The sequence below is a fragment of the Flavicella sediminum genome, assembly GCF_006381105.1.
GTDB lineage: Bacteria > Bacteroidota > Bacteroidia > Flavobacteriales > Flavobacteriaceae > Flavicella > Flavicella sediminum.
The window spans coordinates 21,792-47,609 of sequence record NZ_VDET01000007.1 but is presented as its reverse complement, the minus strand read 5'-3'; the positions used below and the strand labels follow the sequence as shown (position 1 = coordinate 47,609).

The following is a 25,818-nucleotide window of genomic DNA, read 5'->3' as shown; positions in this document are numbered from 1 at the left end:
ATGTATAAGTTTATTTTTTTTGTTTAGGTTTATTTTAATGGTTTTCCGATAGCGTATCGTAAAATATTTTCTTCAGAAAACTGTTCTTTAGCTAATTCTCCATAGATGCTACCTGTGTGCATTACTTGTATTCTGTCAGCAATCCCCATAATTTCGGGCATGTCTGATGATATAACTATAACAGCAACACCTTTGCTGGCAACCTCGTTAATTAGATTGTAAATTTCAATTTTTGCCCCTACATCTACCCCGCGTGTAGGTTCATCAATGATAATTACTTTACTATCTATACTCAACCATTTTGCCAAAGCTACTTTTTGTTGATTTCCACCACTTAGGTTTTTTACCGTTACTTCAGAACTTGGTGTTTTAATATTTAGTTTACTTATCAACTCTGAAACATTGTCCTGCTCTTTCTCTAATTTTAAGAATCCAAATTTGTTAGAGATAAAATCAAAATTGGTCACACTAATATTTTTCTTAATAGACAATGGTAAAAAGACACCTTCTTCCTTTCTATCTTCTGAAACAAAACCTATTTTATGCGCCACTGCTTCAACAGGTGAACTTGTTTTTATTTCTTCTCCATTTAATAGAATAGTTCCAGATTTCTTTTTATACAATCCAAAAATAAGTTTCGCCATCTCGGTTCTTCCACTTCCACCTAAACCGGCAATTCCTAAAACCTCTCCTGGTTTTACTGAAAAAGAAATATCATGAACCAAATTGTCTTTGGCACTCAAATTTTGAACTTCAAAAATAGGCGTCTCTCCAATTGTAGCCGTTCTAGCCGGATACAAATCCTTTAGTTCTCTACCAATCATTAAACGAATCACATCATCTGTATGGGTTGCTGATGCAGGCATACTACCAGTATCTACTCCGTCTCTTAATACAGTAATGGTATCGGCTATTTTAAAAATTTCTTCTAAATGATGTGAAATATAAATGATTGAAATTCCTTTCTCTTTTAACTTAAACAGATTGTCTAATAACTTTTGTGTGTCTTTAGGATCAAAAACGGTTGTGGGTTCATCTAAAACCAAAACCTTTGTGTCTTCGGACAAAGCTTTGGCAATTTCTACCACTTGTTTTTGAACAATACTTAAGTCTCTAACAATAGCGGAGGCATCAATTTCAAACCCTAAAGAATCAATTAAGTCTTGTGCGTTTTTAGTAATTTCTTTCCAATTCATCCAAAACTTACTTGCGCCTAATTTGTGTAGATAAATATTTTCTGCTACTGACAAATCGTTAACTAAAGACAATTCTTGGTATACCACACTAATTCCTAATACTTGGCCGTCGTGTGTGTTTTTAGGATTGATTTCTTGTCCATTTAATAAAACCTGTCCACCATCTTTTTGATGCACTCCACTCAAAATTTTAATCAGAGTCGATTTTCCTGCACCATTTTCTCCAAGTAAAGCATGGATTTCTCCAGACTTTACTTTAAGATTTACATTTTTGAGTACCGAAACAACACCAAAACTTTTTGATATTCCAGTCATTTCTAATCGGTAGTCATTTGCTGAATTTTGCATATCGTAATAGTTTAGTGATTAAAATAAGGCTTTCGGATTGTAGTGCTGTGCTGCATTTTCTTTGGTAATCAATAAAGGAGCTGTAAAAGATGTTTTCGAAAAATCTCTTTTTCCGTTCATATACTCAATGGCATATTGCACGGCATTTTTTCCAATTTGCACCGGACTGTTCATGGCTGTACATCCATAAAAATCTGTTTCCATTATATACTTAATTGCTTCTTTTTGACCATCGGCACCAGCAACAATTAAAATATCATCTGTTTTACCCGCTTGTGCAATGGCTTTGATGGCTCCTAATACACATACATCCGATTCGGTAATAACCACATTTACATTTGGATGTGCTACTAAAATATCTTCCATAGCTTTTAACCCACCTGCATACGACCATTCTGTATAGGCTTGTGTAAGCACATTTAAATTAATTTTTCCTTGTGTTCTTAATTGCTCTTCTGTTATTCCTTGTAGTAAACCTTGTTTACGAGTTCTTCCCACAGGATTTCCTGCATTTCCACTTAACAAAGCAATATTCATTTTTTTGCTTCCAAATTTTCTAGCCAACCACTCTCCTGCCAAAGCACCGTTAGCCAAGTTATTTGACTGTACTGTGGTAACATAATCAGCTTTTGGATTGATAGAGCTATCAATAATAAAAACAGGAATTCCCGCAGCTTTCGCCATTTTTGTTACAACTACTAAGGCATCAGGATCTTTAGGGTTCAACAACAAAGCATCCACTCCTTTGGTAATTAAATCTTCAACAGCTGCAATTTGTTTGTTAATGTCATCTTGCCCATCAGCTGATAAAAACACCATCCCATTCTTTTCTGTTGTACTTTTAATACTTTGTAACAAAGCTTGGTAATAAGGTGCGTTTAATGAAGGTGTGCAATACCCTATTTTTTTTCCTGTAAGGTCGATCTTACTTTCAATCAATTCACCAGCATTCTCTTCTCTGGTTGTTTCCGTTTTTCCAGAACTTAATTTTTCAACACAACTAGCTAAACTAAGTAGTAAAGTAACTGCTAAAATTGATTTTTTAAGATGATTTAAAACGTTTTTTATATTTGTTATTTTCATGATAATTGGGTTTAAGTTGTACGTTTATTTTATTAGGTAAAATGTTTTTTCTAGAATATAGTAAAATCTACTTGGAGAACCGTTTTTTCTTGTTCTGGATTCCACATAGCGGTTACATCAACAGGTAATTTATAATTCCCGATGTTTATTTTTTTACTCAATGTTGCTCCCACATTGATCATATTTCCAGCTCCTTTGGTATAAAAAGTTTTATCTGTTACAAAAGACCAAGCACCACCAGCAAATAAGGATAGATTTGAATCATTCTTTTCCCATACTTTACTTTTTACTTCAAAATAATGCGTCCAAGAATGTTTCCTTGTATTGTCTGTTTGAAGCTCATAATCTCCAGATCCACCACCAACGATGGTTGCTAAATATAATAAAGTATTTGGTGTAATATTGTAGCCAAAATTTACGTCTACAAAATTATAGCCCTGTGTGGTGTCGTAACTCCAGTAATGCAAAACATCCCCTCTTTCTTCTACCCCTGTATAATTGTTGTGTGATACCGCTTCAATAAAGAATTTATCAGAAAAACGATACGACGTATAAATGGAGAATTCTTTATAATTGGCACTTACACTTTCTCCGGTAGTTTTGTTTGTTACATCGGTTCCTGCAAAGCTAGCACCACCCCATACGCCAAAATTAAATTTTTTGTCTCTACTATTAAATTCTAAATTGGTTGCTATCATTGCGCTAGAGTTCACCACAAACCCATGCCATAAATGCATGTTTTTTACATGTACTCCTGCATTGAATGCTTCATAAGTGTCTTCTATTTTATTTTGAGCATTTAAAGATTTGAATGAAAATAAGAAAACTGTCAAAATCAAAATCGTGCTAAAAAAATAGTTTTGTTCGCTTTCAAAATTTTGTAGGGGTCTCATAGAATAAGATGTAATAATTGGTTTCATAAGTTTATTGGTTTAAATTATTTTTCCATAAAACGTCATTATGACGTTTACTCCACAAATGTATGTAAATTAAATAGTAAAAAACAAATTTATTTTACAATAAATTAAAAATAGCATCGTAAACCCATAAAAATAAGAGGTTTTAAATGAGTTGTTTATCTTGATTATTTTTATATATTTGTATCAATTAAACGAAAATCAATATACTTAGTGTTTAAATGACGTTTAATTATTTTTCAAAAACTATTAACTAATGCAACTACTTATAACCGTACTATGGAACTTATAAAAAACTTAAATATATCTGTCGATTGCGTGGTGTTCGGATATGACATTATATCCAAATCATTAAATTTATTGTTAATCCATCGCTACTTAGAATCTAAATCTACAAAAGAGGTTTTAGTGAATGATTATGTATTGACAGGATATCATATCTATGAGCATGAAACTTTAGACCAATCGGCAACACGTGTTTTGGAGGAGCTTACGGGGTTAAGCAATACCTATAAAAAACAATTTAAAGCATTTGGTGATCCCAATAGATTAAAGGATGAGAAAGATGCTCCTTGGATAGACAATGAAGCTTTTAACCAACGAACAGTGACTATTGCTTATTATTTTTTGGTAAAAACAGAAGATGTTGATTTAAATAGCAAACAAAAAGCAAAATGGTTTCCCGTATCAGAATTGCCAAAATTAGGCTTTGATCATAAAAAAATAATACTTGAGGCCTATGAAGACTTAAAACTTAAATGCCTTACTGAACCTATTATTTTTGAACTACTCCCCGATAAATTTACGATTAATGAAGTACAAGATTTGTACAAGTCTATATTGAATGTAGAAATAGACAACCGTAATTTTAGAAGAAAATTAATTCATAAAAAATACATCATTCCGTTGGATGAAAAACAAGTTGGGGTTTCCAAAAAGCCTGCACAACTCTATATGTTTAGTAAAGATATTTATGAAAAAATGCATCAAAAAAATTATTTAATTAATATTTAAGCAATGAAAGCAACTACTTTTATTTTTGACATGGACGGTGTCATGATCGACTCCGAACCCTTTTGGCAAATTGCTCAAATAAAAACACTTCAAACTATAGGTATTTCTGTTAGTATTGAAGATTGTGAAAAGTACACCATGGGAAAAAGAATAGACCATGTAGCAAAAACTTGGTGCGATTTATACGATTTAACTATTTCTCCAGATGTATTGGCTGAAAGTATTTTAGATCAAGTTGTGTTAAACATTATAGAAAACGGAAAAGCGATTGAAGGCTTAACGGAGCTTTTAAGCTACCTAAAGAAAGAAAAGTATAAAATCGGGCTTGCAACCTCTTCTAGTTGGAAAATAATTAATGCTGTTTTAGACAAGCTAGCGGTTAGATATTTTTTTAATGAAATTTGCAGTGCCGACGATGAACTCTATGGAAAACCTAATCCAGCTGTTTATTTAAAAGTGATGGAGAAATTAAACTCCAAACCTGAAGAATGCTTTATTTTAGAAGATTCCGTGACAGGAATGATTGCTGCAAAAGCTTCTATGGCAACAACACTCATTTTAACGAAGGATGTACAAAATCCCAAATTTTCAATAGCTGACCTGCAATGTGCTTCCTTGCAACATGTGATAAAACACTTGGAAAGCCTTTAAAACTTAAATCCCCTTGACTTTAATGTCAAGGGGATTTTTTTTGAATGAAATTAACGCTTATGCATCATCTCCATCATTATCTTCTTCTTCTACAACTTTTTTCTTTTTAGGTTTTGCTCCTTCGGCTTTTCCTTTACCTTTCACTTTGTTCATCGATTTTTTAAACTCTTCTAATGAAATACTACCATTAGAATCTTTGTCTATTTTTTCGAATCTAGCCAAAATTTTCTTCCCTTCTAACTCATCCTTAGTAATTGCCCCATCTTCATTTTTATCAAATTTCTTGAATATTTTTTCAGGTGAAGGTTTTGGTTTTTCTTGTTGAGAGAAAGAACTTACAGAGGTCATAATAGCAATTGTAGCTAAAGTTAATTTTAATGCTTTCATTTTTTTTACTTTTTAATATTGTTTTTTTTTATTTGTTTTGGTCGTTATCTAAAATCGAACCCAAGCTAAGACAATAGATAATACCTTTGGTTTAATGGATGAATGAAAAAAAAGCTGTTTTTTAAAATTATTTTTATTTAACTTAACTAACAACTTGTAAATCAAACTCTTACAACTTATTGTTTTATTGTAAAAAGAAAAAAACAATCACAAATAGCTTTACTTTTTAAAAAGATGCATTTAAAAAATATTTTATTCTGAAAAATATTGTAGGTTTATAAGAGAACTGAAAAAGAAACTAAATTTTGCGAAAGCCATCCACATCAAGCATTGTTAAATCAAAGTATAGCAGCTTTCTTTTGTGGCTTTTGATGCTTGCTGTTTTTCCTATATCTGCACAAAAAAAAGCATTCAAAGGCAATTGGATTACTTATAAGATTGAAATGAAAGATAGCAGTCGCATTTTGAGTCATTTTATCAGTGATTCTAGTTACTTCAATTTTGATATTTCCAAAAGAAAAATTTGTCTTCGTGTAGACCCAACTTCTCCAAAAGAGGTAGCTTGTTTAAAATACAGGTACAACGGCCACTATCTGATTACTTCCAAAGCAACAGGTTACCGAATTGACAGAGCTAGTAAAGACACCTTAATTTTATCGGAATACATCGTCAACTTAGATCCAACCAAATTGAAACGGTATTATTTTGTTAGGGCGCAAACTATTTTCGATGCAAACAAAAGGAACCCTTCAAAAACACATATAGCAAACAAGTACTATACCCCCAAACTAAAAATTAGTTTAGAAGAAAAACTAAATTTGGCTTTTAAAAATGACCATACTAATTTTCTACTAAAAGGAACTATTTCTTTGGATATCAAAGAAAAAAAGGTGCAAACTGAAATTATTGAATCCACCTCAACAGACAGTCTACGATTAAAAAAAATAAGCCAAATAATTTCTGAAAGCTATAAATTATGGGAATTAAAAAAATTTAAACACCTCAACAAATTACAAATTCCTTTTGTATTAAAAGACCTACAAAGAATTCAATTAAAAACATTTGACATCAATTATTTCACCCATTCGTATGAAACTTTCAATACCTTATCAGGAGATACCCATTTTTTAATCAACTTATCAGACTACTATTTTTCTGAAGGTGTGCGGTCTTTTGACTTAAAAGGTTATTTTTATGCCATTGTAAATTTTTCAGAAGCTTACCGTTTGAACCCCATGAAAATTGATGCTTTGTACAATAGGGCCGCAACGTATTTTCAAATTGGTGACATGCCCCTAGCCTGTGCTGATTGGCAAGAATTAATGCTGTTAGGCCAGACCAAAGGAAAACATTTGTATCAAAAAAATAATTGTGGAGGCATCAAAAAGAAAAAGTTAACACCTAAAAAAAATGAGAACGATCAACGATTTTCTTATCTACAAAATAGATTTTACGCTAAAGAAATTTTAGAGTATACAAGCAATTTTTAGACCTCTACAAAAAAAGCTATTACTAAAAACAAGCATGTTTCTAGCAATAGCTTTTTTAATTTTAAATTGTTTTCTATTTAATTACTAACAACATTCATAGGCTTTTTAGCTAAATAAGCCACCAGGTTGTTGACTGCAGTCTCCATCAATCTCGTTCTTGCTTCTTTTGTTGCCCATGCAATATGTGGAGTGATGATGCAATTTTTAGCTTCTAGCAAGGTACTCTCTTCGTTTAAAGGCTCTATTGTTGCCACATCCAAAGCAGCTCCGGCAATAGTTCCAGTATTCAAAGCTTCTTTTAAATCTTCTTCTACAATAAGTGGCCCTCTTGACGTATTGATCAATAGCGCCGTTTTTTTCATTTTCTTCAAACTAGTTTCATCAATCATTCCTTTTGTTTCTTCAAACAAAGGGCAATGCAAACTAATAATATCTGACTGTGAAAATAATTCATCTAAAGAAACATAGCGACAGGTTGCCGATTCTAATTCTAATTTCGGTGTTCTACTATAGGCTACTATTTTAAGCCCAAAAGCTTCTGCTATTTTAGCGGTAGCCTGTCCAATTCTTCCAAAGCCTACAATTCCCATTGTTTTTCCTGACAATTCAATAAGGGGATAATTCCAAAAACAAAAATCAGGGCTTTTAGACCAATCTCCATTAAAAACAGCTCTTGAATGCTCTCCTACATGGTGACACATTTCTAGTAATAAGGCCATGGTAAACTGGGCAACTGCTATGGTACCATAAGCCGGAATATTGGTCACCGTAATCCCCAAATCTTTGGCCACGTCTACAGCAACAACATTGTAACCTGTAGCTAAAACACCAATGTACTTAAGGTTTGGTACCTGTTCTAAAACTAATTTTTGCAAAGGCGTTTTGTTTGTAAAAACGATTTCAGCATCGCCTATCGCTTTAATTATTTCAGCATCATCAAAAGCAGTTCTATCGTAAACCACTAGTTCTCCTATTTTTTCTAAAGCCTGCCAATCTAAATCTCCTGGGTTTAAGGTATACCCATCTAAAACAACTATTTTCATTGAAAAATATATTAAGTAAATTGCTATATTTTATATTTTTGATGTATAAAATTAGCCTCGTTAATTTTTTATAAATATATAGTTTTTTACCTTAGCCATTTGCTACTTATAATTTTCACATTCCTTTAATTTTCTATGGATAGTCAAATAATTCTATCATTTATTTTCGCCTCCGTAGTTGTAACTGTACTACCTGGACCAGATATTATTTATGTCTTAACAGAAAGTATAACTAAGGGTTTTAAAACTGGATTTACACTCGCTATAGGCTTGTGTTTAGGGGTGTTGATTCATACAATGGCTGCCGCTACGGGACTTTCTCTTATCATTCAAAAATCAGCAAGTGTGTTTACTAGTTTAAAATTTCTAGGAGCAGGTTATTTGCTATACCTCGCATTTTTAGCTTACAAAGAAGAAAATGGAACTTTTGAATTGGAGACTGAAAAGGCAGATTTAAAATACAAAGGAATAAAAATTCTGAAAAAAGGTTTTTTTATGAATATTTTAAACCCAAAAGTGTCTTTATTCTTTATGGCTTTTCTACCAAATTTCATTAGCCCAACAGGAATCAGTCCCATGCTTCAAATGTTGGTATTGGGTGTGCTATTTATGATACAAGCTTTGTTAATTTTTGGTTTAATTGCCATGCTTGCAGGAAAATTTGCTGCAATTTTAAAGCAAGATCACTTTTGGAAAACCACGAAAATTCTTAAAACAAGTATACTGCTTGTCTTAGCTGTTTTTTTGGTCAGCTAAACCAGGCCTTTGCTCTATTACAGCTCATCTTTCAATTTAAATTTAAAGGTGTGGTTTTCACCTTGACGGTAAACCTCCAATTTTATATTTCGATCTTTATAGTTGTGAAAAATAGAATAAATTCGTTCATGGGTCATATCGTAACAAGGATTGTTATTTATAGAGACCAAAACATCACCTCTTAACAAGCCCGCAGTTTCACCAATAGATCCTTCCCGAATATTGGCAATTATAAAAGAAGGCTTTGTCACAAATTGATACGTATCTTCTACTAAGGAAACATGGTTTCTTTGAACACCAAATTCAACATCGGTAGGCACCACTTCAGAAACTAAAATAGAACCATTGTAGTTAATGTCCAATCCACTCATATTATAGCTAAATCGTTTTTTAAATTTATGATTTTTCTTTAGAGTAATTTGAGCTTTTCTATAATCAAACCAAATAACAAACCGGCTCAATACTTCACCTCCTAAACTTCCATTTCTCCCTTTTATTTTTCTTGCTATAACGGTAGAGGCTGAATCTAAAAATGAAACCACAGGTTTTTCAAATTTAAAATTACCCAAGCTAAACTGTTCTACACGGCCTTTTTTACCATATACATAGCCAGAAATACTTTCCCCTAAAAAATCTCTGAAATTTTTATCTGGGGCCTCTAATCCATAATTTTTATCATCGTACAACCAAACAGCATCACTACCTCCTGTATCTATCAATAAATTAATAGGAATTCCTTTTACCGCAGGCCCTTCAATGCTAACACGTGCATCTACATAAGGTTTATTTTTTTTGAATTGTAATGGCAAGGTTTGGTAACGTTTGCCTTTTTTTTGCTTGTAATATTTCGGATTGTAAACGGTTATTGTTTTGGAAGAATAATTAATTTTTACCACAAAATCTCTGAAAAACTCAGTCCCAATAATACCATTAATCGTTGTTCCGAATTTGGCTGAAAAATCAAGACGTTCGTCTGATAACACATAATTCTGTTGCCGTATACCTCTAATTTTTTTGTATTCAAAAATATTATTATTGACTACCACAGCTTCAATGGTTTCTCCAACACCGAAACCATTTAAGTATATTTTTTTCCGAAGTGTATCTTGAAAAATAGGATCTTCTTTGGTTTTAAATATCAAATTTTTATGTACGCCGGTATCTAGTATATAAGAGCCTTCCACTCCATTTAAACGCAATGGAATAATAATTAAATTGTGAATGTTTTTAAAGTGAATTACTTGTTTTTTGGCATCGTCTTTTAATGCAAATATGCCTTGAGAATTCATAGATGCAGATATTAAGACTACAATAAATAGCAACATTTGTTTCATGAGTATTTATTTTTTTTGTGGAAAGAAAACCACAAAGTAAGCACTTTCAGTAAGTTACAAAAAATCAACAAGGATTCAAAGCCTTCAATTTTAAAAGATTAGAACTTTGTATTTCCCTTTTTCTAGTCTACTTTTTTAACTTAAAGTTTTGGTCTACATACGACAAGATTCTTCTTCAATTCTAAATCTGTTTTTATGAGTTAATTATTTAGGGAAAATTTTAACATACTGTTAGTTCGGAATAAACCGAACTAAACATACATTTGCAGCTTAAAATTAAATTACTGTTATGGTACAAGACAAAAAAAGATGTCAGCTTGTTGAAAAATTAGGCGTTCACTTTGAGCAAAAAGACAAAATTGCTCCAGTAGCGGCACGAATTTTAAGCTATATCATATTGAACGGAAAAAAAGGAACCACCTTTGAAGAATTGGTAGAAAAATTGTGTGCTAGTAAAAGTACCATTTCTACCCATCTAACAAATTTACAGGGTGCTAATAAGGTTTCATACTTTACAAAAACTGGAGACCGGAAAAAATATTTTATCCTCGATCCAGGAACTATTGTTCATAGTATTGATGAAATGGTTTCTCTTTGGAGCACGCATAAAGAACTACACTCAGAAATTAAAGAATTCAAACACAATATTAATGAACTACCAGAAACTTTAGAGGCAGAACGTTTTGATTTAGATTTTCACGACGATTATATAGAGTTTTTAGAAAAAACGATAGCCTCAGTATCCCTCTTAAAAGAAAAAATAATTAATAAAAATAAATAACAATGAATAAAATATATCAATCAGTTGCCATAATACTCGCATCTTTTTCCTTAGTAAGCTGTATCGATAAAAACCAAGCTGCTACAAAAAATAATACACCTCCAGCGGTAGCAATTCCCGTTACTGCCATTCAACAAAAAACCGTAACAGGATATAGAGATTATCCTACAACAATTGAAGGAATTATCAATAGTGATGTAAGAGCTAAAACATCCGGTTATATAGAAAAAGTTTTTGTAGATGAAGGTCAAAAAGTACGTAAAGGACAGGTATTATTTCAATTAGAAACTCAGTCTTTAAGTCAGGATGCAAGTGCCGCAAAGGCTCGTGTTAATGTAGCACAAGTGGAAGTAAATAAATTAATTCCTCTGGTAGAAAAAAAGATCATCAGTCCTGTACAATTAGAAACTGCAAAAGCGAATTTAAAGCAAGCAAAAGCGAACTACAGCGGTGTGTCTGCTACGATTAGCTATGCTACTATTAAAAGCCCTATTGATGGATATGTAGGTTCTATTAATTTTAGAGAAGGATCTTTGGTAAGTCCAAGTGATGCTACTCCATTAACCAAAGTAAGTGAAATTAGTCAAGTATATGCTTTCTTTAGTTTTAATGAAGCTCAATACATAGACCATTTACAACGTTACGAAGGAAAAACAAAAGCGGAACGCATTCAAAACTCTCCCGACCTAAGTTTGATTTTAGCCAATGGTAAAGTGTACTCAGAAAAAGGACGTATTCAAACCAGTAGTGGGCAAATCAATCAAAGTACAGGTACCATACAAATTAGAGCTGCTTTTGACAATCCAAATGAATTGTTAACCAATGGAAATAGTGGGGAAATCAGATTTCCAATAGCATATAAAGATGCTATTGTAGTACCTCAATCTGCTACTTTTGAGCAACAAAAAGATATCATGATTTACACCTTAGGTGCAGACAATAAAGTAAAAGCTACTTTAATTAAAGTAGAAGGAACTGTAAACAATTTATATGTGGTTAAGTCTGGTCTTAAGGTAGGAGATAAAATTGTGATCACAGGAATTAGTAAATTAAGAAATGGAACGACCATTTCTCCACAAGACATTCCTTTTGAAAAAGCCATAGCACCTATTGCTACCTTATTTAAAAATTAATTCAACCTAGAAACTTTATCATTATGTTAAAAACATTTATTGAAAGACCCGTTCTTTCAACAGTGATCTCTATTATTATAGTTTTGCTAGGGGCTATTAGCATTACTAGTTTACCTATAGAAGAATATCCAGATATTGCACCGCCTACCATTAAGGTAACTGCAAATTATACAGGTGCCAATGCCGAAACTGTATTAGAAAGCGTTATTATTCCTATTGAGGAACAAATTAACGGTGTAGAAGGAATGACCTATATTACTTCTACAGCATCCAATACAGGAACTGCAGAAATTACCGTTTATTTTGATCAAGAAATGGATGCAGATATTGCAGCCGTAAACGTACAAAACCGTGTAGCAAGAGCTACTCCTTTGTTACCACAAGAAGTAACACAAACAGGGGTTATTACACAAAAGCAAGAAACAAGTGCTTTGATGTTTATTTCTATGTATTCTGAAAGCGAAGATTACGATGCTACTTTTATTCAGAATTACTTAAAAATTAACGTAATTCCTGCTATGCAACGTATTAGTGGTGTGGGAGATGTAAGTGTATTTTCTCAACAAGATTATGCTATGCGTATTTGGTTAAAACCAGAAAAATTAGCTGCTTATAACTTAATCCCTTCGGATGTTACTGCTGCCTTAAAAGAGCAAAATTTAGAAGCTGCAGCTGGATCTTTAGGTCAAAACAGTGGAGAAGCTTTTTCTTACACCTTAACTTATAGCGGACGTTTTAAAAAAGAAAGTCAATACAGTGATATTGTTATTAAGGCTTTAGGTAACGGACAGTTTTTACGTTTAAAAGATGTGGCTACTATTGAGCTAGATGCACAATCTTATGCTTCTAATGCCATGAGTAAAGGGCATCCTGCTGTATTTATGGGGATTTTTCAAACCAAAGGATCTAATGCTCAGGAAATTATAGAACATATTAAGACAACTTTAGGAACTATAGAAAATGAACTTCCTGATGGATTGGATATTTTTATTCCTTATGATACCAGTTTGTTTTTAAATGCCTCTATAGAAAAAGTAGTTCATACTTTATTAGAAGCCTTCTTATTGGTTTTCTTAGTTGTATTTATCTTTTTACAAGATTTAAGATCTACTTTAATTCCAGCTATTGCTGTTCCTGTATCTATTATTGGTACGTTCTTTTTCTTAAATGTTTTTGGATATTCTATTAACCTATTAACACTTTTTGCCTTGGTATTGGCCATTGGTATTGTGGTAGATGATGCCATTGTAGTTGTAGAAGCAGTGCATGCAAAAATGGACGAGGGTGAAAAGAATCCTAAAAAAGCAACATTGGTTGCGATGAATGAAATTTCTGGAGCTATTATCTCTATTACCTTAGTAATGGCAGCTGTATTTATTCCGGTTACGTTTATTACAGGACCTACAGGAGTGTTTTACGAACAATTTGGAGTTACCTTGATTATTGCTATTTTAATTTCAGCAGTAAATGCATTGACTTTAAGTCCTGCCTTATGTGCTTTGTTATTAAAAACACATCACGAAGACGAAGAGTTAAAAAGCAAAGGACCTTTACAACGTTTTTACACCTTATTTAATCGTGGGTTTAATGCAACCATTCATAAATACGGACAATCACTTCAGTTTTTATATAAGAAAAAATTCATTTCTGTAATTCTTTTACTGATTGCAGCAGTTGGAATTTATTGGGCAGCTACCACTACTCCAACAGGTTTTGTACCTAATGAAGATAGAGGGATTATTTTTGCCAATGTAGAATTACCAGCAGGTGCTTCTTTAGACAGAACTGATGCTGTTACCAGAAAATTATATGACAAAATTGAAGGTATAGATGGAATTGTAGCCGTTAACTTTATTAAAGGTAGAAGTTTAATTAACGGTTCGGGTTCTAATTATGGAATGGGAATTATTAAATTAAAAGATTGGAGTGAGCGTGAAGATTCTTCACTTTCTGCACAAGCAATTACTGGAAAATTATTTGGAATTGCTGCAGGTGTTCCTGAAGCTAAGATTATTTTCTTTTCACCACCAAGTATACGTGGATTTGGAAATTCATCTGGTTTTGAAGTGAACTTATTAGACAAATTTGGAGGAGAATTTTCAGATTTAGACAAAGCCAATCGAGATTTTGCATTTGCTTTAATGAGTCATCCAGAAATTAAATATGCGCAGTCTTCTTTTAACACCAATTATCCACAGTACGAAATGGAAGTAAATGTGCCTTTGGCGAAAGAAAAAGGAGTGGCTGTTTCTAGCATCTTTTCTACTTTACAAGGTTATATTGGTGGAGTTTATGCTTCAGATTTTTCTAGATTTGGGAAACAATTTAGAGTGTACATTCAGGCTTTACCAGAAGACAGAGCCGATGTAAATGCCTTGAATAGCATGTTTGTAAGAACCAACGCTGGTGAAATGGCACCTATTACAGAATTTGTAAACTTAAAAAGAGTGTATGGACCGCAGTCCGTAACCCGTTTCAATTTATTGAACTCAACGAAAATATCAGGTGCAACTAACGAAGGATATAGTACAGGAGATGCCATTAGAGTTATTGAAGAAGAAATTGCCAAATTACCTAGTAATTATACCGTTGCGTATTCTGGATTGACCCGTGAAGAAGTAAGTGCTGGAAACCAAACTACGTTTATTTTTATACTAAGTATTTTGTTTGTGTACTTTTTATTATGTGCACAATACGAAAGTTATTTATTGCCATTTGCCGTAGTATTGTCTTTACCTTTTGGAGTATTTGGAGCTTATATTAGTACTAAGTTTTTAGGCTTAGAAAACAATATTTATTTTCAAATTGCTTTAATTATGTTGATTGGTTTGTTAGCTAAAAATGCCATTTTGATTGTAGAGATTGCTTTGCAACGTAGACGAAATGGAGAAAGTATTGTAGATGCAGCCATTCTAGGAGCCAAATCTCGATTACGGCCAATTTTAATGACTTCATTTGCTTTTATTTTAGGATTGATGCCATTGGTATTGTCGCAAGGAGTTGGATCAGAAGGAAACAAATCTATTGGTACAGGAGCTGTTGGAGGGTTGTTGATTGGTACTGTTTTAGGAGTTTTTGTAATTCCAATACTCTTTATCTTGTTCCAATGGTTGCAAGAAAAAGTGTCGTCATCAGCACAAGAATTAAACAAAGAAATTGATTAAATCATGAAAAAAATAGATACCTATAAAATAGTCTTGATGTTAGGAGTTGCTACACTCCTAACCTCTTGCTTGGCTGTTAAAGATTTTAAACAACCTATTGTAAAAGAAGCGTCAAAAGAAGTCTTTAGGCTTGAAAATGATGCGATGCATAAAACAGATTCTATTTCTATGGCCTCAGTGTCTTGGAAGGAAATGTTTACCGATCGTTATTTACAAGAATACATTGCACGAGGTTTGGCTAATAATTTTGATTTACAAATAGCCATCAAACAAATGAACTCAGCAGAATCCTACATGAAACAAGGAAAAGCAGGTTACTATCCTACTTTTAGTGTTGGCGGAAGTCTTACAAATACAGTTGTTTCTAAGAACAGTCGATTTGGTGGTTTGTCTAGCGATCGATCTATTCAAACTTATGAATTGGCTGGGAATTTAGCTTGGGAAGCAGATATTTGGGGAAAAATTAGAAGTAGTAAAAAAGCTAGCTATGCTAGTTTTTTAAAGAGTTCAGCAGCTCAACAAGCCGTTCGGTCTGAATTAGTTTCTAGAATTGTAAAAAATTATTATCAATTATTGGCCTTAGATGCTCAGCTAAAAATAACGAACAAAACCATTAGCGTGCGCAAAAAAGGAGTTGAAACTATTAAAGCTTTAATGGATGCCGGACAAGTAACTCAAGTAGCTGTAGATCAAAATATCGCACAGTACAATAATGCTGAAGCTTTAAAAGTAGATTTAGAAACGGCTATTTTTAAATTAGAAAACGGATTGAGTATTCTTTTAGCAGAAAATCCTCAAAAATTTAAAAGAGGGAATTTAAACCAGCAAGTTATTGATACCGAATTACAAATTGGTATTCCTGCGTTGTTGTTAAGCAACAGACCCGATGTAAAAGCGGCACAATATAGTTTGATGGAAACTTTTGAATTGAAAAATGTGGCCAAAACCAATTTATATCCTGCCTTGACTTTAACAGCTTCAGGAGGATTTCAAAGTTTAGAAGTAGATAATTGGTTAAATGCCAATTCAATATTTGCCAATGTTATTGGAGGATTAACACAGCCTATTTTTAACCAAAGAAAATTAAAAACACAGGTTGAAGTCGCTAAAAACCAAGAAGAACAAGCTTTATTAAATTATAGACAAACCTTGTTAGTAGCAGGTAGTGAAGTTTCTAATGCTTTGTTTTCTTACCAAGCAGAAACGACAAAGTTTCAATTTAGAAATAAAGAAGCTGAAGCTTTACGTAATGCTGAAACAAATTCAGAAGAATTACTTAAAAATGGCTATGCCAATTATTTAGATTTATTAACGGCAAGGCAAAGTGCTTTGAGTGCGAAACTAAATTTAGTAAATAGCAAATTACAACAATTACTAACGGTTGTCGATTTGTACAAATCACTTGGTGGTGGTTGGCAATAAGTCATAAACAATCTAAAAAAAGGTCATTTTATAATTGCTATAAAATGACCTTTTTCTTTTTTAAATAAAACAAAAAATCTTTAGAGTTCATTTTGTAATTTAAATTTCAACGTTATTTCTTTTCCGTCTCTCGCAACCAAAAGTCGCACCCATTTATTTTTTTTGGTATAGAATAAAGTATTGATTTCATCAAATGACATTTTATAACTTGCCTTCCGATTTACTTTTAAAACCAAATCTCCGACTTGTGCACCCGCTAATGCACCAGGTGAATTTTCACGAACATGACCAACAATATACGAGGGTTTTAATGAAAATTTAAAATCTTTGGTCAATTTTAATTTTTGCTCTTTGTCTTGTACATAAAAACTACTGATTTTAGTTTCAGCAATCAAAATATCGCCACTATAATTCATATCTAAACCGCTCATATTATAAGTAAAAGCATCCCTAAACCCACGACTCTTTTTTAAAGTAATTTCTTTGTTTCCATAATCAAACCAAACTACAAATCTTCTCAACAAGCCACCTCCAACAGAACCATTTCTATTTTTAATTCTTCTTGCTAATTCTGTCGATTTTTTATCCAAAAAAGAAACGATTGGTTGTTTAAAGATAAAATCCCCAATCTGAAATTCTTCAATTCTACATTTATTACCAAAAATACTTCCTGAAATACTCTCACCTAAAAAATCTTTAAAATGTGTTTCAGTAGGAATTAAGTTTTGTGCTGCATCCTCAAAAAGCCACAAAGCATCACTTCCACCTGTATCAATTAATAGCTTTACGGGAGTTTTTATTTCTTTATTATTTGCTAACAAAACTTTTCCTTTTAAATAAGGTTTGTATTTATGAAATTGTAAGGGAAAAGTATGATACGATTTACGGGTTTTCTTTTTAAAATACTGTGGATTGTAAACGGTAATTTGTTTACTTCTGTAATTAATTTTGACAATAAAATTTTTAAAAAACTCATAACCAATCATGCCATCAATGGTCATGCCCATTTTAGCAGAAAGGTTTACATGCTCATCTAACACCAATAGCATGCGCTGTTTTGTGGCTTGCAAATTTTCCAACTGAAACGTATTGTCTACCGTAACAATGGCTTCCATATTTGGCCCGTTTCCAAAACCGTTTAAAGTAACTTTCCTCAAATTGGCATAACTACTATCTATTTTAGTTTTCGCTTTAAACAGAATATTCGTACTCAAACCGGTGTCTAAAATATAAGATCCTTGAACACCATTTACTTTTAATGGAATGATTATTAAGTTATTGATGGATTTGAATTTAAAGCTTTGTTTTTTTCGATTATGGAGCAATGAAAAATTACCTTGACAGAAACAAGTAAAACTTATAAAAACAAAAAAAATGGAGATATATTTTTTCAATAGAACTTTTATTTAGCCCTAAGTTACAAAAGAATTTCATTTTCAACTTTTTTTAAGGTAAAACACTAGTGTTTTAGCATATTAATCTTAAATTTGTTAGCTTTCTTTGTATAAAGAAATCATTAACTTTTAAAGTAAAAAACATATGCCAACAATATCTCGCAAAGGAATTTTAACACCCGAATCACCCATAAGAAAATTAGTTCCTTATGCTGAAGCTGCAGAGAAAAGAGGTATTCATATTTACCATTTAAATATCGGTCAACCCGACATAAAAACACCTCAAGTAGCATTAGATGCCGTTAAAAATAACGACATAGAAATTCTTAGTTATTCAACTTCTAACGGATCAGAATCGTACCGTGATAAATTAGCTGATTACTATAGTAGAAATAAAATTAATGTTTCCAAAGATGATATTTTGGTAACAACTGGTGCCTCTGAGGCCTTGTTGTTCACCATTGCTTGTATTACTGATCCTCATGATGAAATTATCATTCCTGAGCCTTTTTATGCCAACTACAATAGTTTCGCAATTGCGGGAGGTATCAATGTAGTTCCCATCACAACAACTATAGAAGAGGAATTTGCTTTGCCAAATATTTCAGAATTTGAAAAAGTAATTACCAATAAAACCAAAGCCATATTAATTTGCAACCCTGGAAATCCTACGGGTGTCGTCTATTCTAAAAAAGACATCAATCAACTAAAAGAATTGGCCCTTAAATATGATTTGTTCTTAATAGCCGATGAGGTGTATAGAGAATTTGTGTATGATGACGAAGTACATTATTCTATTTTAAGTGAAGATGGAATGGATCAACATGCCATTATGATTGACTCTATTTCCAAAAGATTTAGCATGTGTGGTGCTAGAATTGGTTGTGTGGTTTCTAAAAATAAAGAATTGCTATTTACCATAATGAAAATGGCACAATCTCGATTGAGTCCACCTACTTATGCGCAACTAGCTGCTGAAGCTGCATTAGATACACCTCCAAGTTATTTTGAAGCGGTGGTTAAAGAATATACGGAACGTAGAGATGTTTTGTACAAGGCCTTATATGCAATTGAAGGTGTAACTGTTTTTAAGCCCAAAGGTGCCTTTTATTGTATTGCTTCTTTACCTGTTGAGGATACAGATATATTTGCCAAATGGTTATTAGAAGAGTATAGTGACAATGGGGAAACGGTAATGGTGGCTCCTGCTAGCGGATTTTACACTTCTGAACATATTGGTAAAAAACAAATTCGTATAGCCTATGTACTAAATCAAAAAAATTTAGTACGAGCTGTTGAAATTTTAGCAAAAGCCTTAAAAGCCTACCAATCAAAATAAATTTTAATACTTGTTTCTAAACAAAAGGAAATTTTACCATTGTACTATTTCCTTTTGTTGTAGAAATACAAATCAATAAAGGTTCCGTAATTTTCTACCATCACTAATTATGCATATTCAATCCAATATTTCTTTAAAAGCCTTCAATACTTTTGGAATTGATGTTTTGGCAAAAAAATATATTTCTGTCCAGACAAAAGAAGAATTAGTTGAGGTTGTTTCCGAAGAAAAGGAACTATTTGTGCTTAGTGGTGGTAGCAATTTACTGCTAACCAAAGACATAGAATCACTCGTTGTGCATTTAAATACAAAAGGCATACAAACAATACTTATTTCTGAGAATGAAGTCTTGGTAAAAGTAGCTGCAGGTGAAAACTGGCACGACTTTGTTTTATGGTGTGTTGCTCAAAATTTTGGAGGACTAGAAAATTTATCCTTAATTCCCGGAAATGTGGGTACCTGCCCTATTCAAAATATAGGAGCATATGGTGTAGAAGTTAAAGATACCATTAGTGAAGTTGAAGCGATTGAAATAGCCACGGGTACCACGAAAATTTTCAGCAACGAAGCTTGTGAATTTGGCTATCGAAATTCTGTATTTAAAAACCAACTGAAAGGACAATACATACTTACTTCAATTAGTTTTAAATTGACAAGAAACTCACATCAACTACATGCAAGTTATGGTGCTATTCAAGAGCAATTAAAAGAAAATGGAATCGACAGTCCTAGCATTAAAGATATTAGCAATGCAGTGATTGCAATTCGTAATAGCAAACTTCCAAATCCTAAAGAAATTGGTAATAGTGGTAGTTTTTTTAAAAATCCTGTTATTCCAACAACACAATTTAAGAAGATTCAAGAAATTCATACAAACATGCCATTTTACAAAGTTTCTGAAACCGAAATAAAAGTACCGGCAGGATGGCTTATAGAACAATGTGGTTTTAAAGGTAAGCGTTTTGGAAACACAGGTTCTCATACCAAACAAGCATTGGTATTGGTAAATTACGGAAATGCAACGGGGAAGGAAGTGTACAAATTAGCGAAGCATATACAAAATACGGTGGCTCAAAAATTTGATGTTTCTTTAGAAATTGAGGTCAATGTTATGTAAGCTTTCAACTTGCAATGGCTTCTCTAAGCATTTCATCAAACACATCACCATGCTCTAAAAAATTGGTTTCGATACCTATATAATACAAATTCGGAATTTTTCCTTGCAATCGCATATAATCCTTTTCTGTCGTTAGGATTATTTTTTCTTTAGAAGTTAGGGCTTTAAATTTTTCTTGAATTTCAATAATATCTTTTTCCGTAAAATTATAATGATCTGGAAAATTTAAATGTTTGTAATCCACCTTCAAACTATCTAAATGTTTTAATAAGGGTTTCGGATTCGCAATTCCTGTCAATAACAATACCTCATTTTTAGAAATGGCAGCCGTTGCAATAGTTTCTTCTTTAGAAATAAGACAATCGGCATATTTGATATTTGTAAAAAACACACGTTGTCCCTCCGTTGGTTTTATTTTATTTAAAATACGTTCCTTTTCAGAAGTATCTATGTCTTTAGGACATTTGGTGACAATAATAATTTTTGCACGCTTTGCTCCTTGCCTCGATTCTCGCAAAGTTCCAGTAGGAAGTAAAAAATCATCGGCATACAATTTATCATAAGTGGTTAATAATATGTACAACCCTGCTTTGACTTTTCTATGTTGATAGGCATCATCTAATAAAATTACATCCGGCTTATGTACTTGTTTCAAAAGTTCTCCAATACCATGCGTTCTATCAGCATCTACAGCTACAGAAATATTTTTAAATTTTGAATAAAACTGGAAAGGCTCATCTCCCAATTCTTCCACCGTTGATTGTTTGTTGGCCAACACAAAACCTTTAGAAGCTCTTTTGTAGCCTCTACTTAAAACAGCTACTTTAAAATCTTGCTGCAATAACTTGATCAAATATTCTATTTGCGGCGATTTCCCAGTACCGCCCATACTTAAATTACCAATAGCTATTATCGGTGTTTTAAAAGTATTGGAAGTATAAATACCTACATCAAAAAATAAATTTCGGAAATAAACCACAATTCCATAAAGTATAGAAATCGGAAATACAAGTATGCGAAGTATCTTTTCAACCAATGTTTTTATCATTCTTTATAGGGCCTATGTTTTACGAATCAATTCAAAACAAAGTTAAATAAATACCTGAAGTATCCACGGTACAATTCAACTATATTTTTTACATTTGATTTCCTTAAAACACAACTATGCCTACGATAAAAGACGTAACAACGAGTATTGAAAAATTAGCACCTTTGGCCTATGCCGAAAGTTTTGACAATGTAGGATTGCTTGTTGGAAGTTATGAAACAGAAGTAAGTGGCGTATTGGTCACTTTAGATTCTTTGGAAGCTACCATAGACGAAGCCATTGAAAAAAAATGCAATTTAGTGGTTAGTTTTCATCCTATTATTTTTTCTGGTTTAAAGAAAATTAATGGGAGTAATTATGTAGAAAGAGTGGTGATCAAAGCAATTAAAAATGACATAGCTATTTATGCCATGCATACAGCTCTTGACAATTGTTTTCATGGAGTTAGTGCAAAAATGTGTGAAGTACTTGGTTTAAAGAACAGAAAAGTTTTAATTCCACAAAAACACAATATCAAAAAACTATTGACCTATGTACCTGTTGAAAATGCCAATCGTTTACGAAAAGCCTTATTTGCGCAAGGAGCTGGAAATATAGGGAATTACGATAGTTGTAGTTTTAATGTTGAAGGATTTGGAACCTATAGAGGAAACGAAGATTCCAATCCGACGGTAGGCAAAAAAGGCGAGTTAAAATCGGAAAAAGAAATTATTATCGGGATTATTTTTGAAAAGCATCTGGAAGCTAACATCAGAAAAACCTTATTTGACAATCATCCTTATGAAGAAGTAGCTTATGAAATAACAACTTTAGAAAACCAACACCAACATATAGGAATTGGAATGGTGGCAGAATTTGACGAAGCCATGGATGAAAAAGATTTTTTACAACATGTAAAAAGCGCTATGAAAACCGATTGTATTCGTCACTCAAAATTATTGAACAAAGCCATAAAAAAAGTCGCCGTTTTAGGAGGCTCCGGTAGTTTTGCTATTGAAAACGCAAAAATGGCAGGTGCGGATGCTTATATCTCGGCAGATTTCAAATATCACGAATTCTACAAAGCTGAAAATCAGCTATTAATTACGGATATTGGGCATTATGAAAGTGAACAGTTCACAAAAAACCTCTTAGTTGATTATCTTACGAAAAAATTTACTAATTTTGCAATCATTTTATCAGATAAAAATACGAATCCAATATACTACATATAAACATGGCTAAGACTAAAGAACTTACAGTTGAAGACAAATTAAGATCTCTTTACAGATTACAATTAATTGATTCAAGAATAGATGATATTAAAAACGTAAGAGGTGAACTACCTTTAGAAATTGAAGATTTAGAAGACGAAATTGCTGGTTTAAACACTAGATTGTCTAAATTGACAGAGGATGTGACTAATTTTGAAACTGAGATTGCTAACAAGAAGAATGCAATTGAAGAGTCTAAGACATTATCTAAGAAATACGACGAACAACAACAAAAAGTTCGTAACAATCGTGAGTTTGACTCATTGACCAAAGAGATTGAATACCAACAATTAGAAATTGAATTGGCTGAAAAGAGAATCAATGAGTACAAAGCGAAAATTGAGCAAAAAAAGCAAATCATTGTTACAACTACTGAAAAGTTAGACAGACAAGCTTCCCACTTAGATCATAAAAAATCTGAATTAGATGCTATTTCTAAAGAAACAGAAAAAGAAGAAAATTTGATGAACGATTTATCAATCGAATTGTCAGAAAAAATTGATACCCACTTATTAAAAGCTTACAAAAAAATTCGTTCTAAAGTAAAGAATGGTTTGGCTGTAGTTTCTATTGAAAGAGGTGCTGCTGGAGGATCTTTCTTTACCATTCCACCACAGGTACAAATTGAAATTGCTTCACGTAAAAAAATCACCATTGACGAACACAGTGGAAGAATTCTTGTTGATGCTACTTTAGCAGATGAAGAAAGAGAAGCTTTGGAAAGTATTTTAGCTTAAAATACTTCTTCCTTATAAGAACAAAAAAAAGTGTTATTTTCATAACACTTTTTTTTTTGCTTTCTATTTTAGTTAAAAAAATTACTCTTTGTAAACGCCCATATTTTCATATTTATTGATACGTGCAGAAATCATATCTTCTACAGATAATTTCTGAATTGCTGCCAATTCTTCTACAATCGTTTTTCTCACAATTTGGAAAGTACCTTCTCTATCAGAATGTGCACCTCCTAGGGGTTCTCTAATAACACCGTCTACTAAGTTTAAGTTCTCCATGTCTTTGGATGTCAATTTCAAGGCAGAGGCTGCTTCAATTTTATAATCCCAACTTCTCCATAAAATTGTAGAACAGTTTTCTGGTGAAATTACAGAGTACCAAGAATTCTCCATCATCAATACTCTATCTCCTACACCTATTCCTAAAGCACCACCTGAAGCTCCTTCTCCAATAATAATAGTAATAATTGGCACTTTCAACACACACATTTCAAAAATATTACGTGCAATAGCTTCTCCTTGTCCACGCTCTTCTGCTTCCAATCCTGGGTATGCCCCTGGAGTATCAACAAAAGTCAAGACAGGAATGTTGAATTTTTCTGCCATACGCATCAAACGTAAAGCTTTTCTATAGCCTTCTGGATTCGCCATTCCAAAATTTCTGTACTGACGAGTCTTTGTATTAAATCCTTTTTGTTGTCCGATAAACATAAATGATTGGTCACCAATTTTCCCCAATCCACCAATAATGGCTTTGTCATCTTTCACACTTCTATCACCATGAAGTTCCATAAAAGTATCCCCTGCCAAGGCTTTTACATAATCTAATGTATAAGGTCTGTTTGGGTGTCTAGACAACTGTACACGTTGCCAAGGAGTTAAATTTTTATAGATATCTTTTTTGGTGTCTTCTAGTTTTTTGATCAGCTTTTGACAAGTTTCAGATACATCAACAGCACTCTCTTCACCTATTAACTGACATTTATTTAATTGCTCCTCTAGTTCTTTAATCGGCAATTCAAAATCTAAATATTCCATATTTTATTTTATTGGTAAGTTGACAAAGATACTAACTTCGTGAAAGTATCATGTCAAAAGTTTTATTTTTTTGATTTGAAAAACAAGAATAAGGCTAAAATACCAAACATTACATTAGGCATCCAAACCATTATGATGGTGTTACTACCTGCGACAGCTCCTAAAACCTCAGAAATCTTCATAAAAAACACATACATAAACATCAATCCTATTCCCACAGCCATATTGATTCCTATCCCTCCTCGTTTTTTTCTAAAGGCCAAACAAACGGCTATAATAGTTAGAATATAAGAAGACAATGGCAAACTCGTTCTTTTGTAAAGCTCAACATGGTAGGCATTTAAATTTTTCACACCTCTTTTTTTAGAGACTTGAATAAATTCATACAATTCATCAGAAGGCATTTCTTTTGATAAATAATCTACATATAAAAAATCTTTCGGTGAAAAATCAAAAATAGTATCAAACTTAGCTCCTCTTTCGATGCTATCTATATTGTTGAAAATTTTTCTTTTTGTGTATTTGGTCAATGAAAAAGTACTGTCTTTTTTATTCCATCGAATTTCCTCTGCGGTTAAACGATATTTTAACTTAAGTCCATCAAATTCTTCGTAAGAAAAATCGTAACCACGATTGGTACGTAAACCAAAATTTTGGATAAAAATAAATCTGCCATCTCCCAAGCGCATATTAAAATCTTTTACATAAGAAGATTGTTGGCTGGTACTTTTTTTGATGTACTTTTTTTCAAATTGTGTCAAGGTCTTATTTCCTCTAGGCACCACAAAATGATTCATAATTAAGGCGAACACTGTTACAATGGTTGCTCCAACTATATAAGGTTTTAAAAAGCGAGTAAACGAAATACTAGCACTGTTAATGGCTATAATTTCCGTATTATTGGAAAGTTTAGAGGTGAAAAATATAACCGCAATAAACAATGCCAAAGGCATAAACGTATTGGCGTAATAAATAATAAAATTCACATAATAATCTTCTATAATTTCTCCTACTGAAAGATTTGTATGTCTTAAAAACTTGTCAATTTTTTCAGACACATCAATTGCAATGGCAATTGGAATTAAAATAAATAAGGTAAAAATAAAGGACCCTAGGTATTTTTTTAAAATGTATTTATCTAATATTCTCATTTATATGGTATTTCTTAGGGTATTC

At 32.5% G+C, this 25,818-nt stretch carries 22 protein-coding genes; 12 read left to right on the top strand and 10 right to left on the bottom strand.

What is annotated here, in order from left to right:
- Positions 1-29: 29 nt before the first annotated feature.
- The 3 genes from FGM02_RS08030 to FGM02_RS08020 are packed head-to-tail and all read right to left on the bottom strand — an operon-like array spanning position 30 to position 3,547.
- On the bottom strand, positions 30-1,544 hold the full coding sequence (locus FGM02_RS08030) for a sugar ABC transporter ATP-binding protein (protein ID WP_139957853.1): 1,515 nt from the start codon (positions 1,542-1,544) through the stop codon (positions 30-32).
- Between the two features lie 18 nt (positions 1,545-1,562).
- The gene (locus FGM02_RS08025; protein ID WP_139957852.1) at positions 1,563-2,627 is read right to left on the bottom strand and encodes a substrate-binding domain-containing protein; all 1,065 of its coding nucleotides are present in this window, start codon (positions 2,625-2,627) and stop codon (positions 1,563-1,565) included.
- Positions 2,628-2,677: 50 nt separating this feature from the next.
- Positions 2,678-3,547 (bottom strand): hypothetical protein, encoded by an 870-nt coding sequence (locus FGM02_RS08020; protein WP_208021490.1) that lies wholly within the window; start codon positions 3,545-3,547, stop codon positions 2,678-2,680.
- A 276-nt stretch (positions 3,548-3,823) separates the two neighbouring features.
- On the opposite strand from FGM02_RS08020, the gene FGM02_RS08015 reads away from it, so the two are divergent.
- The gene (locus tag FGM02_RS08015; RefSeq protein ID WP_139957851.1) at positions 3,824-4,558 is read left to right on the top strand and encodes an NUDIX hydrolase; all 735 of its coding nucleotides are present in this window, start codon (positions 3,824-3,826) and stop codon (positions 4,556-4,558) included.
- A gap of 3 nt (positions 4,559-4,561) precedes the next feature.
- Positions 4,562-5,209 (top strand): hexitol phosphatase HxpB, encoded by a 648-nt coding sequence (gene hxpB / locus FGM02_RS08010; RefSeq protein WP_139957850.1) that lies wholly within the window; start codon positions 4,562-4,564, stop codon positions 5,207-5,209.
- Positions 5,210-5,266: 57 nt separating this feature from the next.
- On the opposite strand, the gene FGM02_RS08005 is transcribed toward hxpB, so the two are convergent.
- On the bottom strand, positions 5,267-5,596 hold the full coding sequence (locus FGM02_RS08005) for an EF-hand domain-containing protein (RefSeq protein WP_139957849.1): 330 nt from the start codon (positions 5,594-5,596) through the stop codon (positions 5,267-5,269).
- A 443-nt stretch (positions 5,597-6,039) separates the two neighbouring features.
- Between FGM02_RS08005 and FGM02_RS08000 the strand changes: the two genes are divergently transcribed.
- On the top strand, positions 6,040-7,086 hold the full coding sequence (locus FGM02_RS08000) for a tetratricopeptide repeat protein (RefSeq protein ID WP_139957848.1): 1,047 nt from the start codon (positions 6,040-6,042) through the stop codon (positions 7,084-7,086).
- Between the two features lie 77 nt (positions 7,087-7,163).
- Here the strand turns inward: FGM02_RS08000 and FGM02_RS07995 are convergent, their stop codons facing one another.
- Entirely contained in the window at positions 7,164-8,129 is a 966-nt protein-coding gene (locus FGM02_RS07995) for a D-2-hydroxyacid dehydrogenase (RefSeq protein WP_139957847.1), read from the bottom strand.
- Positions 8,130-8,264: 135 nt separating this feature from the next.
- On the opposite strand from FGM02_RS07995, the gene FGM02_RS07990 reads away from it, so the two are divergent.
- Entirely contained in the window at positions 8,265-8,885 is a 621-nt protein-coding gene (locus FGM02_RS07990; RefSeq protein ID WP_139957846.1) for a LysE family translocator, read from the top strand.
- 17 nt (positions 8,886-8,902) lie between these two features.
- Here the strand turns inward: FGM02_RS07990 and FGM02_RS07985 are convergent, their stop codons facing one another.
- Entirely contained in the window at positions 8,903-10,219 is a 1,317-nt protein-coding gene (locus FGM02_RS07985; protein WP_139957845.1) for a PDZ domain-containing protein, read from the bottom strand.
- 289 nt (positions 10,220-10,508) lie between these two features.
- Here FGM02_RS07985 and FGM02_RS07980 point away from each other — a divergent pair, with 289 nt between their 5' ends.
- The 4 genes from FGM02_RS07980 to FGM02_RS07965 are packed head-to-tail and all read left to right on the top strand — an operon-like array spanning position 10,509 to position 16,719.
- Positions 10,509-11,000, top strand: coding sequence for a GbsR/MarR family transcriptional regulator (locus FGM02_RS07980; RefSeq protein WP_139957844.1), 492 nt, complete (start codon positions 10,509-10,511; stop codon positions 10,998-11,000).
- A gap of 2 nt (positions 11,001-11,002) precedes the next feature.
- Positions 11,003-12,133, top strand: a complete 1,131-nt coding sequence (locus FGM02_RS07975) for an efflux RND transporter periplasmic adaptor subunit (protein ID WP_139957843.1) — start codon at positions 11,003-11,005, stop codon at positions 12,131-12,133.
- Between the two features lie 23 nt (positions 12,134-12,156).
- Complete coding sequence (locus tag FGM02_RS07970) at positions 12,157-15,297, top strand: efflux RND transporter permease subunit (protein ID WP_139957842.1); 3,141 nt, start codon at positions 12,157-12,159, stop codon at positions 15,295-15,297.
- A gap of 3 nt (positions 15,298-15,300) precedes the next feature.
- Complete coding sequence (locus FGM02_RS07965; RefSeq protein ID WP_139957841.1) at positions 15,301-16,719, top strand: efflux transporter outer membrane subunit; 1,419 nt, start codon at positions 15,301-15,303, stop codon at positions 16,717-16,719.
- 80 nt (positions 16,720-16,799) lie between these two features.
- On the opposite strand, the gene FGM02_RS07960 is transcribed toward FGM02_RS07965, so the two are convergent.
- Positions 16,800-18,044 (bottom strand): pepsin/retropepsin-like aspartic protease family protein, encoded by a 1,245-nt coding sequence (locus tag FGM02_RS07960; RefSeq protein ID WP_166461151.1) that lies wholly within the window; start codon positions 18,042-18,044, stop codon positions 16,800-16,802.
- A gap of 214 nt (positions 18,045-18,258) precedes the next feature.
- Between FGM02_RS07960 and FGM02_RS07955 the strand changes: the two genes are divergently transcribed.
- Both FGM02_RS07955 and murB read left to right on the top strand, forming a co-directional pair.
- Positions 18,259-19,452 (top strand): pyridoxal phosphate-dependent aminotransferase, encoded by a 1,194-nt coding sequence (locus FGM02_RS07955; protein ID WP_139957839.1) that lies wholly within the window; start codon positions 18,259-18,261, stop codon positions 19,450-19,452.
- 109 nt (positions 19,453-19,561) lie between these two features.
- Positions 19,562-20,569: a UDP-N-acetylmuramate dehydrogenase gene (gene murB / locus FGM02_RS07950; RefSeq protein ID WP_139957838.1), complete on the top strand. Its 1,008-nt coding sequence runs from the start codon at positions 19,562-19,564 to the stop codon at positions 20,567-20,569.
- A gap of 4 nt (positions 20,570-20,573) precedes the next feature.
- Here the strand turns inward: murB and lpxK are convergent, their stop codons facing one another.
- Positions 20,574-21,617 carry a tetraacyldisaccharide 4'-kinase gene (lpxK, locus tag FGM02_RS07945; protein ID WP_139957837.1) on the bottom strand — a complete coding sequence of 348 codons (1,044 nt, stop codon included), beginning with the start codon at positions 21,615-21,617 and terminating at the stop codon, positions 20,574-20,576.
- A gap of 116 nt (positions 21,618-21,733) precedes the next feature.
- Here lpxK and FGM02_RS07940 point away from each other — a divergent pair, with 116 nt between their 5' ends.
- Entirely contained in the window at positions 21,734-22,831 is a 1,098-nt protein-coding gene (locus FGM02_RS07940) for a Nif3-like dinuclear metal center hexameric protein (protein WP_139957836.1), read from the top strand.
- Positions 22,832-22,833: 2 nt separating this feature from the next.
- Positions 22,834-23,607: a zinc ribbon domain-containing protein gene (locus FGM02_RS07935; protein ID WP_139957835.1), complete on the top strand. Its 774-nt coding sequence runs from the start codon at positions 22,834-22,836 to the stop codon at positions 23,605-23,607.
- An 81-nt stretch (positions 23,608-23,688) separates the two neighbouring features.
- Here the strand turns inward: FGM02_RS07935 and FGM02_RS07930 are convergent, their stop codons facing one another.
- Positions 23,689-24,642, bottom strand: coding sequence for an acetyl-CoA carboxylase carboxyltransferase subunit alpha (locus FGM02_RS07930; RefSeq protein ID WP_139957834.1), 954 nt, complete (start codon positions 24,640-24,642; stop codon positions 23,689-23,691).
- A 62-nt stretch (positions 24,643-24,704) separates the two neighbouring features.
- Positions 24,705-25,793, bottom strand: a complete 1,089-nt coding sequence (locus FGM02_RS07925) for an LptF/LptG family permease (protein ID WP_139957833.1) — start codon at positions 25,791-25,793, stop codon at positions 24,705-24,707.
- Positions 25,794-25,818 lie beyond the last annotated feature (25 nt).